Raw genomic sequence first — 16,911 nt, 5'->3', positions numbered from 1 at the left:
AACAAGGTTTGGAATTCAACGATTTTGTTTCCTAAATTCGAGTATTAAAATCTCTTTATAAATATTACCCCAAAAGCAGTTCTTGCTTATTTGTCGGACATGTAGATGTTCCGAAGGTTATTTTTATTACCCAAATTTTATAAGAGATCATGACTAATCATCATCATATTGCCGTAATTGGCGGCACAGGGAAATCAGGAAAATATTTAGTGAAAAAACTATTGGAAAAAGGCTTCCGTATTAAAATGCTATTGCGAAACCCTGACCAATTAGAACTTAATCACCCTGCTATTGAAAAGGTAAAGGGAGATGCTCGAAACCCAATGGATATAGCGCTTTTATTGGAAGGTTGTACAGCGGTATTGAGCACCTTGGGGCAGCCGAAAGGTGAGCCGCCTATTTTTAGCACGGCCACCAGTAATGTATTAAATGCCATGCAAAAGCTAAAAATCAAACGCTACATCGTAACTACTGGTTTAAGCGTTGATACGCCTAATGACCATAAAAGAAGCGAACAGGTACAGGAAGCTAGCGATTGGATGCGGGCCAATTATGAGCCAACGACAGGAGATAAACAGGTTGAATATGAGCTGTTGGCTCAAGGCCATGTAGATTGGACTTTGGTAAGGCTACCGCTCATTGAGCAAACGGAGGTTGCTAAGGGTGTTAAAATAAGCCTTGAAGATTGCCTAGGCAATCATATCAGCGCTACAGATTTAGCCAACTTCCTCATCGAACAATTAGAGAATACGGAATACATTGGGCAAGCCCCATTTATTGCCAGTATTTAAAACAGAAAAGGCGGTGAAACTCACCGCCTTTTCTTTTAATTTCCTACTTCATCAAAAGCCCTAGCCTCTAAGTGTTTTTCCATATCCAAACGGTTCACCCCTTTGCTCCACCATTCTGGAGCGGGCTTGCCTTTTAGCATGTAATCGAAATATTCCATCATTCGCACGGCATAATCTTTACGATTTGGTAATTTTGCAATACCATGGTTTTCGCCTTTATAGGTAATCATCACTACGGGTTTGTTCAGTCTTCTTAAGCCATTGTAATATTCAATACCTTGTGTAAAATCAACCGCACCATCTTTGTCGTTGTGCAATAAAAGTAAAGGTGTTTGTACTTTCTTAATGTGGTAAATGGGTGAGTTTCGTGCAAAAGCGTCCCAGTTGTCCCAATAACCAGGCGTTAAACGACCTTGGCTGGCCTCGAAAATGGCCTGATTGGTACCGCCACTATTCCAGTAGATCAAACTATACATACTGATCATATTGGTTAAAGGGGCGCCGGCAGCTGCGGCTTTGAAGATATTGGTTTGCGTGATTAAGAACGAAGTTTGGTAACCGCCCCATGAGTGGCCATGTATAGCTACGTTTTTCTCGTCCACAATGCCTGTAGCTATCGCAGCTTTTACTGCGGGGACTACACAGGCTACTGCCGACATACCAGGATCGTTCAGTTTATATTTAATATCTGGCATTAACACTGCATAGCCATTACTTAGGTACATGCCCGCATTAAAGCCTCCGCCAGGGAAACCAGGCATACCGTAATTATTCAGGCCATCTGTTAAACGTTCATAGATATAGGTGATAGTTGGATAAGCTTTTCCAGCCTCGTAGTTCGCTGGTAGATATAAGGCTGCCTGAAGTGTATCCCCATGGGCACTCACATAATCTATCAGTTTAACACCTGATGTCCATGCATATTTAGCTTGATCTGGTGTATTGGTATTTGCTTGTTTTGCGGCAGATAGATCGCTGTTTATACTGGCGTAATATACAGGAGATTGGGCGTAATTGCTCTTGCCGTAAGCAAATACCTTTGCATTTTCTGCTTTGGCCAACCCGTTGTAGACATTGGCGTCTAAGAATAAAACATTGATTTTTGATTTTCCTGCAGGAAGTATGCCTATACCCATGTCCTTAGTTTTGTTGTTAAAGACATTAAAGTACTGGTCTTTGCTCAGGTCTGTTCCTTTTTCATATGGGTAGATCCTTATTCTGTAGGCTACCGCAGTTTTCTTACTTTTCCAATTATCAGACAGTGGAGTAACCGATTTGCCATCAGCAGAAATTTTCCAAAGATCATAATTGTCCATGATCAATGCATATTTCGAATCTGAGGACCAGCCAAAATTCGGCGTAGCTGGCTTATTTACATTATGATCATCTAAGGCATCAACAAATGAAGATTTGATATTTCCTGTCAGATTGGCTATTTGCCCTGTTTCGAAATTGATGCTATAGAAAATGCCATCAACATAATAACTGGAAATTTTTCCGTTTGGAGCAATAGAAAGTCGTCCACCATTATTGGCATACATTTTTTCAAATAAACGTTTTTTACCCCCTGTTTTAAGGTCTATCAGGTAAATGTCTGAATAGCTCTGCCCATCTAGGTTGCCCATCAGTTCGTAATTGGAGTTGTCATAGCCAATGGCATAAAGCTGTTTAGGTGCTATGGTTACCGTTCTCATATTGCTATCTGCCAGTTGGGTAAATTTTTTATCGGCAACTCGATATGAGCTTACGTAGCTAAAGTTCTTATCCCTCATTTCCTGGGTCTGTTGTGCAGACTGTAAGCGTTTATCCTGCCAGTTCCAGATCATCATATCAGGTTTTTCGATATCTTCTTTTTTAACCTCAGGTTCGGCAGGCTTGGCCTTTGCTTTCGCCGCACTGTCTAATTTAACCTCAGTTTTAGCTTTGGTTTTAGTCGTATCGGTTTTGGTTTCATTTTTTTTATCGTCTTTTTTAGCCAAGGTGTTGATGCCAAAAAATAAGGTACTTTGATCATCAGACCAATAAGGGTTGGCATTGGTGTTAATGCCCATTCCTTTCGGAAAGCTATTGTCGTCTATACCTTTATAAATGACTTTAGCGGTCAAATCGCCATTAATTTTGTTGATTCCAATTATACTGAGCACCTCATCTTTATATTTCTCATCCTTATTTGATTTCAATAAGGCAAAGGCATTGCCCTCTTCATTCCAGGTAATGCTTTTGTAAACCGCCTTATCGTTGTCTAAAGCGGTAATGAGGCCTGTTTTCATGTCCCTTAAGAAAAGGCCATTAGCATTTTGTCCATTGGCATCTACAGTGTAAGCCAGTTTGTCTCCTGCTTTATTAAAAGCAAACTCCCCAACGTTACCAAGATTAAAACTTTTTTTACTGGTCAGATGATAAAGGACAACATCAGTTCCTTTGGCTGCATCCTTATCTTTTGGAGCGGTTTCTAAGGCGGCAAATTGGATGGCAATCCAATCTGAAGCGTCTCCAGAAAAACTAAAATTTTTAACGCGTTCAAAAGTGGTTTGCTTATTGTCAGCTAATGATACGATAAGCAGTTTGTCATAAAGAGGCTTATTGGTCTTTTTAGCAGCTTTTACCTCCGCATCCTTAGCGCTTACTTTAAAAGCGGCATACTTTGAGTCTTTTGAAAAGACTGCTCCAGTTGCCGTAGCTCCAATAGGATAGGAGTAGCTTAAGGTATCGAATGTTTTCTTGATCACAATTTTGAGGTCTCCTTCGGTGGGTCCAGTGGCCCAAGCCATCCATTGCCCATCGGGAGAGAGCGCATTGCCCCTATTATAACTCCATTTGGAAACATCTTTCCAGGTAAGAGCAGGTTTAACTTGTGCAAGTGCTGCTTGCACACACATAAAGGTGAGCAGGCAGAGGATTAAATTTATTTTCTTCATATATGAAAAGGTCTTTGTACAAAAATATAGGATAAAATGAAAAAAGCGATAGATCTAGGAGGTTTTAATTGCAACTTTATTGCGTTTTTGGTGTTAAACTGCTTTATCTCCTATTCTTGCGGTATTTATTGTATTTTTGCAGAACGATTTATTAAGTAACAATCATAAGTATTCAAGATGAAGATCTGGCAAAAAAATATTGATGTAAACCAATTTGTAGAAAATTTTACCGTTGGAAAGGACCGAGAACTGGATCTGCAAATGGCAAAGTTCGATGTATTAGGTTCTTTGGCACATACACAAATGCTACAAAGCATCAATTTATTAAAGTCGGATGAATTGAAAGAAGTCCAGGTAGCGTTAAAGCAGATCTATAAGGACATTGAAGCGGGTAATTTTGTAATTGAAGATCCTGTTGAGGATGTACACTCGCAGGTAGAATGGTTATTGACCCAGCGTATTGGTGAGGCGGGTAAGAAAATCCATAGTGGCCGATCACGTAACGATCAAGTTTTGGTAGACTTGAAGCTATATTTCAGAAGCTGTATTGAAGAAATGGTGGGCAACACGCAAGCGTTGTTTAACCAGCTTATAGAATTAAGCAATACCCATAAAGATAAACTTTTACCTGGTTATACTCATCTACAGATTGCTATGCCATCATCTTTTGGTTTATGGTTTGGCGCTTATGCCGAAAGTTTGGCAGATGATATGGAGCTGATGTTGGCCGCTTGGAAAATCACCAATAAAAATCCACTGGGCTCAGCTGCGGGCTATGGTTCTTCCTTTCCTTTAAATAGAACCCTAACCACCGAATTACTGGGCTTCGAAGGTTTAAACCATAATGTAGTATATGCTCAAATGGGCCGTGGCAAAACGGAACGTATTTTGGCGCAGGCCATGTCGTCTGTGGCGGCAACTTTGGCTAAAATGGCGATGGATGTTTGCCTGTTCATCAACCAGAACTTTGGTTTTATCAGCTTTCCATCAGAATTAACTACCGGAAGCAGTATTATGCCACACAAGAAAAACCCAGACGTTTTTGAACTGGTGCGTTCTCGTTGTAATAAAATTCAGGCATTGCCTAATGAAATTGCAATGATGACCACGAATTTGCCCTCTGGCTATCATAGAGATTTACAGTTGTTGAAAGAAAATCTTTTTCCGGCTTTTATCTCTTTAAACGAGTGCTTAGAGATTACAAATTTTATGTTGCAGCACATCAACATTAAGGACGATATCTTGAAAGACAAGAAATACGATTATCTTTTTAGTGTCGAAGTAGTCAATGATTTGGCATTACAGGGAATTCCTTTTAGAGAAGCATATAAAATAGTGGGCGAACAGATCGAAACAGGAACTTTTAAGCCACAATACGAATTAAAGCATACGCACGAAGGCAGTATTGGTCATTTAATGAATGAGGAAATTTCGGCAGGAATGAAACAGACTTTAAATCAGTTTGGTTTTGAGAAAGTGAATAAGGCCATTTCCAATTTAATTGCTTAGCCCAAGCTTAAACTTCAGCAGTTTATTTCTCCGATTACTCAATTAGGTGATGGGCTTGCCTTTGTTTCTTTTCTTTTAAAATCGAAACATAGCAAAAGTTAATTTAGAACAATTCAAAAGAAATTGAAATGTATATTTGGTTATATAAAACAAAATATAACCAAAATGAACCGTAGAAATTTACTCAAAACCCTTTCGCTAACTGTAGGAGCTTCTATAATTAGTACCGAGGTCTTAGCCAAAATAGGAGAGCGCTCCTTTTTGTATAATATATCAGAGAATCCATTACATAAAAAACTGGATAAGCCTGTTACGGCCATTACTATTGGTGCTGGAAATAGGGGCATGGTGTATGGTGGTTTTGCGGCTAAGTTTACTGATCAGATTAAAATTATTGGTGTTGCAGAACCTAACAAATTTAGAAACGATAGGTATGCAAAAATCCATAATATAGTAACTGAAAAGCGTTTTAATACTTGGGAGGAGGTGTTCAAGCGTCCTAAATTTGCAGATGCGGTAATTATTTCTACTCCTGATAATTTGCATTACGAGCCATGTATGAAAGCTTTGGCTATGGGCTATGATATCCTTTTGGAAAAACCCATTGCACCCACTGAAAAAGAATGTAGGGATATTTTAAATCTGGCCAAAAAAAACAAACGCACCGTTGCCGTTTGCCATGTATTGAGATACGCTCCATATTTTGTGAAAATGAAAGAGCTGATTGCCAAAGGGGCAATAGGAGAAGTGATCAGTGTACAGCACTTTGAGCCCATTGAGCATACGCATATGGCACATTCTTATGTAAGGGGAAACTGGCACAACTCCAAAGAAACTACACCAATTATTCTGGCAAAATCTTGCCACGACCTAGATATCATTAAATGGGTGCTGAACAAACCTAGCAAGAGAATATCTGCCATGGGCGATTTAAAGTGGTTTAGAAAAGAGAATGCACCAGAAGGAAGTACTGCACGTTGTACCGATGGCTGTAAAATAGAAAGAGAATGTCCATATTCTGCGATTAAGGAATATGTAGATCTTAACAAAAGAACTGCTGTTTTTGATGTACCAGCTGGGGTAGATAGAAAAGCTTTTATTGGTGAAAAATTAAAGAGGACCAATTATGGTCGTTGTGTATATCAAATGGAAAATGATCAGCCAGATCATTACATTACTAATATCCAGTTTGGGGATAGTGTGACGGCCAGTTTTTCTATGGAGGCATTTACTTCATATCACGATAGAAGAACACGTGTAATGGGTTCTATGGGCGATTTGGTTGGCGATATGACGGAGCTGGTACATCATAACTTTGTAACGGGTAAAGAGACTAAATTTGTTCCGAAAGCAGAAGATGTGGAAGAATATAAAAATAGTGGACATGGTGGAGGCGACTGGTTATTGGTTCGTGATTTTGTACAAGCCGTTGCGCAAAAAAATCCGGCATTGCTTACTTCAACAATAGATGAGTCTATTGAGAGCCATATTATGGGTTTCATGGCTGAAGAAAGCCGGAAAAAGAATAAGGTTATGGATATTGTAATGTAGATTAAGAAACTGCTTAAATTTCAATTAAAGAAACTGTTTAGAGGGGTTTGGATTCCTGCCTATAACTTGATGCCCAGCGTTTGGTGCTATCGCCAAACGCTCAATACTAAATATTCCCCCATCTTTAAATCTTTTCAAAAAATAAAAATATTTTTTTAATTGTAACATATTAGTTATAATTGACGCTGGATTAATCATAACAAAATTAATTCAGCACACACAAATGAATATCTTAGGTTCTAATTTAAAACGTTATGACAGGATCAGCCTTTCTGCATTAGGGCTTTGGATTCTGATTTCGATCTATTGTTTTGCCCAGTCGTTGATTAGGCACCGGCTTAACAATTATCTCATTTTTGAAAATACATTTTTAAATCTGATCAAAGAACAGTCTTTATATACTGCTTATCCACAAATTCATGATGATACCAATCATTATGGGCCAGTTTTTGGTGTTTTTATGGCCCCTTTCGCCCTGCTTTCTACCAAAGTAGGCCTGTTGTTTTGGAATTTGTTCAACTGCCTATTGCTGTTCAAGGCTATATCTACTATAAAGATGACGCAAAAAAATATCATCTATTTTATTGCCTTACCCTGTTTTGTTTCATCCATGTTGAGCCAACAATTTAATCCTGCAACAGCAGCATTGATTATTTTTAGCTATACCCTAAGAAATCATCAGAAAGGCCTGTGGTCGGCTTTTTTTATCATGCTTGGTACATTTATTAAGCTTTATGGGATTATAGGCCTTGCTTTTTTCTTTTTTGTGCAAGATAAGAGAAAATTTGTGCTCTATCTGTTTTTTTGGTCTGTGATACTGTTTTGCTTGCCTATGTTATTTTCTTCGCCTGCCTATATTATAAATTCCTACAAGGAATGGGCCATTTCCTTGGGCGCAAAAAATGCACTGAATATCGCTTCGCTTACTTGTGATATTTCAATTATGGGGTTTGTAAGGAGCTTGTTTAACCGTCCAATTCCAAATCTATACTTCCTTATTGTAGGTGCCGGCATTTTTTTTCTACCCTATCTCAATTTTATAAAGTACCATAAAAACAATTTTCAATTATCTATACTTGCTTCGGTATTGCTCTTTCCTGTGCTGTTTAGTTCGGGGTCTGAAGATTGTACGTACATTATTGCGGTAGTTGGTGTGGGTATTTGGTATACTATGGCCAAACGTACTTTGGCAGACCAACTATTATTAGCCGCAGTTATACTCTCGTCTTTTGATTTTCCTTTAATGTTGTTTCCAGATTTTACGACCTTACATCCTATATTTATAAAGATGATCAGTGTGCCTTTTTTCTTGGTGTGGTTAAAGGTAATTAAACTCGCTACGAGTATGGCGCCTGTGCAAGATCAACATATGGCTATCCAGGTATAGATCTTACTATTTTAAGTTAATCTCTGACTTGCCCATTACAAAGCCATCGGCATAAAGAATAATGGAATAAGTACCTTTTATGAATGACCTTGGGTTGGTCCAATCAATTTTGTACTTGGTGTTATCATTATTATAGGATAGTTCTATGGCCGTACTGTATTGCATTTGCTGGCCATCGGCTTCAAACATATTGTTCTCGTTGGCAATCAAATTTCCTGCAGGATCTATGACCCTCAGAAAGATCTTATGGTAATTCTTTTCTGCCAGCTCATTGGGTACAATGGCAAAATCGATGATTAATTTATTGGCTGTGCCGGCCTTGGTGACCAGGATATGTTTGCCACTATCTTTGACCCTAAAAGCATCTACACGGATGTCGGAAGCTTTTAAGGCAGATCCTACCTTCACTTTTCTGTTAAGATTGCGGTTTTCTTTCCTAAGGTTTTCTGTTTTTTCGTTATAGTTGTTAATGGTAGTCTTTAAGCTATCGCGTTCGTTTTTTAAATAAGAGTTTTCCTGTTCTAGGAGAGCGATCTGGTTATTGTAGCTTTTCACAAATTCACGGAGATTCTCAATTTGCGTATTGGCTTCGTCAAGCTCCTTTTGTGTAAGTTCTCCTTTTTTTAAGGCCAGCTTAAGTTCCGCAATTTTGTTTCTGGCCAACTTCTGTTCTTCGATCAGTTTTTCGTTAAGGGTAACGTTGAGCAGGTTTACACGGTCCAATTCTACCTCTATTTTTTCTACTTCTAGTTTTAACCTGTCTTTTTCTGTGTTGATCGTTACAAATCGGGTATTTTGCTGTTTGTCTTTAAAGTATAAATATCCATTTATACCCAAAAGCGCTGCAATTACAATAATCAAAAAATAGACTTTATTCCGGTCTACCTTGTTATCTGAACTATTTTCTTGTTTTTGCATCAGCTTTAATTCAATACCTTAATTTTTGTTGTTTCTACATTTTTGAATTCGCTAACTTAGCAAAAAATCAAAAAAGTATAAAAATAATGTCAGTTTTGTATCAAAATTATTAAACAGGCGTTAACAGTTTAATTCTAATTTGCTAGTAACTTTAAACTTTGGGTTTAAAACTATATCTTAATTCTATGTCAAACCAATCCCGCAATAGCTACTTGTTTCTTGTGTCCTTGCTCTCGATCTTTTCGCCACTCTACTTAAACGCTCAGCAAGATGCAAAAATTGCACCCAAGCGAGAATTTAGGGGAGTGTGGGTAGCTAGTGTGAGCAATATCGACTGGCCTTCTAGGCCTGGGCTTACCATGGATCAGCAGAAACAGGAATTGATTGCCATATTGGACCAGCATAAAAAGAATGGTTTGAATGCGATTATCTTGCAGATTAGACCTACCGCTGATGCGCTATATGCAAAATCACGGGAACTTTGGAGCCATTGGCTTATGGGAAAACAGGGGCTATCTCCTGCTTCTGGCTACGACCCCCTGGCGTTTGCCGTAAAACAGGCACACGAAAGAGGCATGGAGCTACATGCATGGTTTAACCCCTACAGGGCAACAATGACGGCAAAGGCTGTGACACATCCGGACCACATTACCAATAAGCGCCCAGAGCTGTTTTACACATATGGAGGACAAAAGCTATTTGATCCGGGAATTCCAGAAAATAGGGAATATATTACTCAGGTTATTCTTGACGTAGTTAAAGGATATGACATAGATGGGGTACATTTTGACGATTATTTCTATCCCTATCGTGTTGCCGGACAGGTGATTAATGATAGTGCTACATTCTCCAAATATCCAAATGGATTTACCAAAATAGACGACTGGAGAAGAAACAACGTCGATTTATTGGTGAAAATGGTCAATGATAGTGTACATTATTATAAGAAATATATCAAATTTGGTATTAGCCCTTTCGGCATCTGGCGTAATTTTAGAGAAGATACGCTAGGCTCTAAAACTAATGGCCTATCAAATTATGGAGAACTTTATGCAGACTCCAGAAAATGGGTAAAGGAAGGATGGGTAGATTATATTAATCCGCAAATTTATTTTTCATTTTCTAGAACGGCAGCTCCATTTGGTGTACTTTTAGATTGGTGGAGCAATAATACCTATGGAAGGCACCTTTATATAGGACAGGGTGCCTACCTCATCCATAATGGTACTACGAAAAGAGAACCAGCTTGGGCCAAACCTAATGAAGTGCCTAACCAGATCAGGGCAATAAGGGCAAATAATAGGGCACAGGGAAGCATATATTTCAGTTCTAAATCTTTATCAACGGTAGCTCGGGGACTTGCCGATTCGCTACGGAACGATTTTTATAAATATCCGGCACTGCCGCCGCAAATGCCTTGGCTTGATGATATAGAGCCAAATGAACCCCAACATTTAACTGCCGAAGCACAGAATGATGGAATTAATCTTAAATGGTCAAGGCCATTGAAGGCTAAGGATGGCGAAACGGCGTCGGGCTATGTAGTTTATCGTTTTGAAGAGGGGGAGAAGATTACTGTTCTTGATGCCAGAAATATTGTACATATTATTTTTGAAGACTATCCGTTTTTTTTGGATACAAATGTAGAAAAAGGAAAAAGGTACAGTTACTTGGTAACTGCTTTAGATAGGATAAAGAATGAAAGTGATCCCAGTGGGCCAGTGGGTGTAGAGGCAAAGTAGCTGCCTCATTTGGATGGAGAAACGGTTAGTCTTTTATAAAACCTCTTTTCTTTAATTTTTCTAAAATTAGTGATAGATGAAGATCGGTGAATCCATAAATAGGGTATGTATTCCAAAATTGTTGTAGTGCTTCTTTTTTGTTGTTGCCCCCATTAAGTTGCTCAAGAAGAAACTGTTCTATAATATTCAATCCTTTATTGTTGGAGGCAAAAGTCTGAAGATAGGCTGTCAAAGCAGGTTTTGTCATTGCGAGATTTCCAAAATCAGAATATAGTAATGCTGTTAAAACTGAAATATCTTGATTTGCATAAGCCTTCCAGATTTTGTCTGCTATTATAAAATCATGTGGTTGCAATAAAACCTTAGTTGCCAATAGACTTTCTAACTGCTTAGGATTAAGCTGACCCAAACCGTTAAAATTGGCAATACCATTAAAACTATCGGGACAAATGAGGTGAATTTTGCCTAATGCGTTGGTCTTATATAAATGGCTCAGAATATAGCACAAGTTAATTTGACAAACCAGATCAAACTCGAACCACAAAATAATATCTTCATAAATAGAAGCTTTATCTAGTTTCCTTACTTCTTTGAGTACCTTATGGGTATAGTCTTCTTTGTCTATCTTATAGTTTTCGCAGATATAATTGGCGCGGATATTCCAAAGTTTTGTTAAAGCAACAGGTCCTTGAGCTAATACTTCATTCCATACTAATACCTCTCCTTTTATTCCAGTATCCCTAAATACGGTTAAGGTAGCTTCCCCATTTAGGATGTGTAGTGTCTTTGAAGGCATTTTGCTAATAAAAAAAGGCCATCTGTTAAGATGGCCTTATAAAAATATAGATTAAAATTAATTTTCTGGCAACAAAACCAATCGAATATAGTTTTCGCCGTTTAGATATTTTTGTGCAGCAGCTTTGGTGCTTTCTACAGTTACTGAATTAATACGGTTCTTATTCCCTAAAACTTGATCAATGTCATCATCATACTTTAAACGGTTAGAAAGGTAGTTTAGCCAGAAGCCATTCTCTCTTAAGCTTAATTCCTCCTGCCTTAATTCTTCTGATTTAAATTTCTGTAAATCCTCGGCAGTGGCACCATTTTGTTTGAAAGAATTTACCTCTTCCATAGCGGCATTGATGAGTTTGTCGACATTGGCCTTTGAACAATTAAAAGAGATGGTTAAATAGTAATGTGCAGTTGGGTATTTTTCGACACTTAAAGATACTCTAGGACTATAGACACCGCTTTCTTTTTCACGTAGTCTTTCTAGAATCTTGATCTCCAAAGCGCCTTTTAAAGCATCTAATTGTACATTGTTTTCTGCATTGTACACATAATCATTATGGAAATACAATTGTACGGTAGCTTTATCTTCCAGCCCTTTTTTAACCGTTTTACTTACTTTTCCTTTTGGTGGGTTTACGCCATTGTCAACAAAGTTTTCTTTTTTGTTTGAAGAGGGTAGGCTGGCCAAATAAGTAGTGATAAGAGGTTTGATTTTCTCTACCTCGAAATTACCAACGAAAATAAAGGTTTGTCCACTTGCGTCGGCAAAACGGTCTTTATAGAAGGCATAAGATTTATCTAAATTGATTTTTTCAATGTCTGTCAAGGTTGTAGGCATTCCGCGTTTATGATAATTGGCCATTACAGCCTGTACGGTGTCTGCAAATACACTGGTTGGACTACTGTTTTTGTTCGCGGTAATCACTTTGAAATCGCTAATATTCTTATTGAATATCTCTGCATCCTTTCGGGGATTAGTTGCCCTGGCATAGATCAATTGGAAGGCCGTTTCTAAATCTTTTGGAGAGGCACTGCCCGAGAAGCCTTGGTACAGATCGCCGATATAAGCATTAGCTGATGCCGTCTTTCCAGCAAGATATTTGCTTAGTTGTGTTGGGTTGAAGTCGCCCACGCCACTTTGGGCAATAAGGTTGGCATTTTCGGCAGATACATAATCATCATTGCTAGCCAAAGAAGCCCCACCCTTCGCAAATGAAGTAAAGATGATCTGGTCATTTTTGAAATCTGTAGGTTTTAATACCACCTTAACACCATTGCTCAAGGTTAGGGTGGTAACCCCAATTTTATCATTCTTGCTTTCACCTACAACACTTCCTGCTTTAGGAGCTTGTGCAATAAGTGGTTTGTTTACGGTATTGTCAACATATGGAGTAACGCCATTGCCAGCGTTTTTAATAGCCGCCAATAAATGGGCTTCCGTAGGCAAACTCTCTTTATCTTTTTCAGGTGCCTGAACCACTACGATTTGATTGGTTTTGGTGACCAGTGTTTTGGCCACGGCATTGATGTCGGCCAGGGTAATTTGTTGAAGCGTTTTTTTGGAAAGCTCGTAACTATATTCAGCAGAAGGGATACTTGAACCTACCAAAAAGTTGTCTAGGTACTGTTGCACATATACCGTCGACTTGGTTTTATCTTTCTCTTTGAATTGTTTTTCTATGGCAGCTTCCATTTTTTTCTTTACGGTTTCCAGTTCCCCGGTCGTAAAGCCAAACTTTGCCATACGCTCATTCTCAGCAATGGCGGCAACAACTGCTTTTTCAAGCTCGGCTCCGGTTTTCGCTACAGCTATCGTCTGTAGTGCACTAAGTCCCCAAACTAAACCGCCTTGATAAGGGGCATAAGAACTTTGTGCAAATAAGAATGGTGCATTTCCTTTTTGGGTAATTTCTGCAAAGCGTGCAGCTAGCATGCTATTGATCATGCTCTGTGTCATTTGCAACCTGAAGTCTGCTTCAGATTTAACCGGACCTTGTTTCTGTTTATAGATAACCTGTGCTACATTATAAGGTTGTTCTTTATCTGTAGCAATTTTAATTAAGGGCTGGATATTATCAGGAACGGTATAATTTACCCTTGCACGTTCATTTTTAGGATTGGTTAACCCAGAAAAGTTGGCCTTGATCAGATTTTCAACTTCATTTACATCAAAATCACCAACAGCAATTACCGTTTGCAGGTTTGGCCTGTACCAATCTGTGTAGAAACTACGAATTTTATCATGGGTAAACGTATTTAGCACCTCTAGCTTGCCAATTGGTAAGCGATTAGCATATCTTGAGTCTCCTAGTAAGAAAGGCAGAAGTTGTTTTCTGATCCTTTCGCCTGCATCTTTACCGCGTTGACGATCTTCTTCCACAATTACGCCACGTTCGTTATCAATATCGGCTCCATTCATGCTTACTTTTCCAGCCCAGTTGGCCAATATCTTGAAACCTGTTTTAAAGACGTCTGCACTATCGGTAGGTATAGGTAACTGATAAACGGTTTGGTTAAAGCCTGTGTAGGCATTTAGATCGGCTCCAAAACGAACACCTGCCTTTTGCAGGTAGTTAATGATCTCGTTTTTTGGAAAATCTTTCGTTCCATTAAAGGCCATGTGTTCTGTGAAGTGTGCTAAGCCTAATTGGTCGTCATTTTCCATTAAAGATCCAATCTTGTTACCTAGATAAAGTTCTGCACGGTTTTTAGGCTCGGTATTTTTACGTATGTAATAGACTAGTCCATTCGGCAGCCTCCCTATTCTTACATTCGGGTCATTAGGTATAGCTTGGCTGGCTGTTGCTTTTTGAGTGGTTTTGGCTGGAGCTTTTTTTTGTGCCATTATGGGCTGTACCCACAATAGCGATAAAGCCCCAAAGGCTAATAGATGCAGATTTTTTTTCATTTTTTAAAATTAAGTTTTGTTATGAGGCCGAGTATTATTGAACATATAAGATAGATTCTGCCTAAAAACGTTACATGTACTTTATCTTATTCCAATTCAAAAATAAAAACCAAAATGTAAATTACAGATTTTTAATTCATTAATAAATTTGTAAAGGTAAACCCTTCTATATGTTCAGTTATACTTTTATAATGATATTTTTCTTGTACATCACCCAAAGAATAACATACCAAAAAAGTACAAAAGCTATTGCATAAGCTAGAGAAGCATTAATTGGAGAGAAATGCGGTACGAACCATGCTTTATTCACATAATTTAGCGCTCCTACCTTCTCGCCATTAAAATCTATTTTAATCATGTTTAAAAGGCGGGGCGTTAGGCCCGAAAGGAAGAATACCGTAATGGCATTCACACCATAAACCACAAATGGTTTGGTAAACCTGTTGTAATGGTTAACGTCAATAATCCAATAGGATAAAGCCAATATAATGGTTGCCAGCCCTCCGGTATAGAGAACGTATGAACTGGTCCAAAGTGATTTGTTAATGGGGAACTGCAAATCCCAAAGTAGGCCAGCTATTACAGTCAGGGTACCTATCGAAAATAGCCAGGCAATCTTTGTAGCAGGTTCTACGGTCTTCTTTTTCAGGTAAACACCTACCAAGATGCCAAATAAACAAGTGCCTATGGCAGGTATGGTACTTAAAATGCCCTCAGGATCCCACGTTTTTGCCGATTTCCATAAATGGGCTTCCGTTAGTATGGTCCGGTCTAACCAAGCGCCTAAATTGGTTTCCTTTTCTAGGTTGGCATAACCCACTCCGGGTACGGGAACAAAGGTCATTAAGGCCCAGTAGGCCATTAGCAAGATTACGATAGCCCGAAAAATACCTTTATCACTTAATTTTAGAAATAGTATAGAGGAAATAAGAAAAACAACGGAAATCCTTTGTAGTACACCTGGTATCCTAACTGTCTTTAACGATTCGAATAAGGAGAAGTCACTGAAATTTCTGGGGAAAATGGCTAAGATAAAGCCCAACAGAAAAAGTGTAGCAGCCCTCTTTAGTGCTTTTAAGATGGTCTGACCATGGGATGAGGGGTCTAGTCTTTTGGAACCCATGGCATAAGCTATGGAAACCCCTACAATAAACAGAAAGAAAGGGAATACCAAATCTGTAGGCGTACAGCCATGCCATTCTGCATGTTCTAATGGGGCATAAATATTGCTCCAACTGCCAGGATTGTTCACTAGAATCATGGCAGCCACAGTTAAACCCCTAAAAAAGTCGAGAGATAAGAGGCGTTGAGGTTTGGTTTCCATATGGTGTAAATAAAAATATCTTCTATAAATTTAGTATTGTCGACTAAATATAGAAGATATTTTTTATATGTACTTTTTTATTGGGATACTTTAGAACTTATATCGAACAAAGGCTTCCATTGCTTCGTAATCGGCAAGTCCCAAGTTGTCGTATGCTTGTGCGGTTTCCCTATTTCTGTCTTCTGCCCTTTTCCAGAACTCTCTGGCGTCATCGCCAGGGAATACCGCCCTGTCTTTTTGAGATTGATGTTTGAATATGGCGAATTTTTTGCGTTCAACTTCTTGTGGGCTAAGTGGAACAGCCATCTCTATTTCATGGGTCTCGAATTCAAGCCAAGCACCACGATACATCCATAGCCAACAATCTTTTACCCAGTCTTCAGTTTTTTCCAAACGTTTTAAAGCTTCTAGGATGATGTTGAAGCAAACGATATGAGTGCCGTGAGGATCTTCAAAATCGCCTGCAGCAAAAACTTGGTGAGGTTTTACTTTTTTTAATAATTCCATGGTGATCAGCACATCTTCTTCCGTAACCGGATTTTTTTGCACTTTTCCGCTTTCATAGAAAGGAAGTGCCATGAAATGGATATGGTCATCTTGCAGGCCGCAATACCTTGCACCGGCAATGGCTTCTCCTTTTCTGATAAGGCCTTTTACAGCTTTAATCTCATCGGTATCAACTTGATTAGGTTGCTTATTGGCAATAAACTCACGCATATCGCTATACGTTTTCTTCATTTTGGTCTGATCCAATCCCATTTTTTCGGAGAAATCAATGTTGAATTCTACAAATCGAAGTACGTCATCATCCCAAACGGCAGTGTTTCCAGAGGTTTGGTAGGCCACGTGAACATCATGCCCTTGGTCAACCAAACGTATAAAGGTGCCGCCCATAGAGATCACATCATCATCGGGATGTGGTGAAAAAATAATGGAACGCTTAATCGCTGGAAGTGCTCTTTCTGGTCTTTGGCTATCATCAGCATTCGGTTTACCTCCAGGCCATCCGGTAATGGCTGTCTCTTATACACATCTCCGAGCCCACGAGACCTGCGTTACCATCTCGTATGC

The 16,911-nt window shown here is 38.9% G+C and carries 10 protein-coding genes and 1 pseudogene; 5 read left to right on the top strand and 6 right to left on the bottom strand.

Annotated elements, in window-relative coordinates; genetic code table 11:
• Window positions 1–149 precede the first annotated feature (149 nt).
• Window positions 150–791 carry an NAD(P)-dependent oxidoreductase gene (locus JHD79_RS17495; RefSeq protein ID WP_199120595.1) on the top strand — a complete coding sequence of 214 codons (642 nt, stop codon included), beginning with the start codon at window positions 150–152 and terminating at the stop codon, window positions 789–791.
• A gap of 35 nt (window positions 792–826) precedes the next feature.
• Here JHD79_RS17495 and JHD79_RS17490 read toward each other — a convergent pair whose 3' ends face one another.
• Complete coding sequence (locus tag JHD79_RS17490; protein WP_199120594.1) at window positions 827–3,709, bottom strand: prolyl oligopeptidase family serine peptidase; 2,883 nt, start codon at window positions 3,707–3,709, stop codon at window positions 827–829.
• A gap of 177 nt (window positions 3,710–3,886) precedes the next feature.
• Between JHD79_RS17490 and argH the strand changes: the two genes are divergently transcribed.
• The 3 genes from argH (at window position 3,887) to JHD79_RS17475 (ending at window position 8,156) form a co-directional block, all read left to right on the top strand.
• The gene (argH, locus tag JHD79_RS17485) at window positions 3,887–5,218 is read left to right on the top strand and encodes an argininosuccinate lyase (protein WP_199120593.1); all 1,332 of its coding nucleotides are present in this window, start codon (window positions 3,887–3,889) and stop codon (window positions 5,216–5,218) included.
• Between the two features lie 165 nt (window positions 5,219–5,383).
• Complete coding sequence (locus tag JHD79_RS17480) at window positions 5,384–6,769, top strand: Gfo/Idh/MocA family protein (protein ID WP_199120592.1); 1,386 nt, start codon at window positions 5,384–5,386, stop codon at window positions 6,767–6,769.
• A gap of 223 nt (window positions 6,770–6,992) precedes the next feature.
• Window positions 6,993–8,156: a glycosyltransferase family 87 protein gene (locus JHD79_RS17475; RefSeq protein WP_199120591.1), complete on the top strand. Its 1,164-nt coding sequence runs from the start codon at window positions 6,993–6,995 to the stop codon at window positions 8,154–8,156.
• Between the two features lie 6 nt (window positions 8,157–8,162).
• Here the strand turns inward: JHD79_RS17475 and JHD79_RS17470 are convergent, their stop codons facing one another.
• The gene (locus tag JHD79_RS17470) at window positions 8,163–9,074 is read right to left on the bottom strand and encodes a hypothetical protein (protein ID WP_199120590.1); all 912 of its coding nucleotides are present in this window, start codon (window positions 9,072–9,074) and stop codon (window positions 8,163–8,165) included.
• 185 nt (window positions 9,075–9,259) lie between these two features.
• Here JHD79_RS17470 and JHD79_RS17465 point away from each other — a divergent pair, with 185 nt between their 5' ends.
• Window positions 9,260–10,816: a glycoside hydrolase family 10 protein gene (locus JHD79_RS17465; protein ID WP_199120589.1), complete on the top strand. Its 1,557-nt coding sequence runs from the start codon at window positions 9,260–9,262 to the stop codon at window positions 10,814–10,816.
• 25 nt (window positions 10,817–10,841) lie between these two features.
• Here the strand turns inward: JHD79_RS17465 and JHD79_RS17460 are convergent, their stop codons facing one another.
• From JHD79_RS17460 to JHD79_RS17445, 4 genes and pseudogenes are all read right to left on the bottom strand, one after another.
• Window positions 10,842–11,612 (bottom strand): DUF1835 domain-containing protein, encoded by a 771-nt coding sequence (locus JHD79_RS17460; protein ID WP_199120588.1) that lies wholly within the window; start codon window positions 11,610–11,612, stop codon window positions 10,842–10,844.
• A gap of 57 nt (window positions 11,613–11,669) precedes the next feature.
• Window positions 11,670–14,516, bottom strand: a complete 2,847-nt coding sequence (locus JHD79_RS17455) for a pitrilysin family protein (protein WP_199120587.1) — start codon at window positions 14,514–14,516, stop codon at window positions 11,670–11,672.
• Between the two features lie 178 nt (window positions 14,517–14,694).
• Window positions 14,695–15,840, bottom strand: a complete 1,146-nt coding sequence (locus JHD79_RS17450) for an acyltransferase family protein (protein ID WP_199120586.1) — start codon at window positions 15,838–15,840, stop codon at window positions 14,695–14,697.
• A gap of 90 nt (window positions 15,841–15,930) precedes the next feature.
• Window positions 15,931–16,854 (bottom strand): annotated as a pseudogene (locus JHD79_RS17445) (PIG-L family deacetylase); the annotation flags it as partial.
• Between the last annotated feature and the right edge of the window lie 57 nt (window positions 16,855–16,911).

It is taken from the genome of Pedobacter sp. ASV28, from assembly GCF_016428855.1.
Classification (GTDB): Bacteria; Bacteroidota; Bacteroidia; order Sphingobacteriales; family Sphingobacteriaceae; genus Pedobacter.
This window is presented reverse-complemented; position numbering and strand designations above follow the sequence as displayed.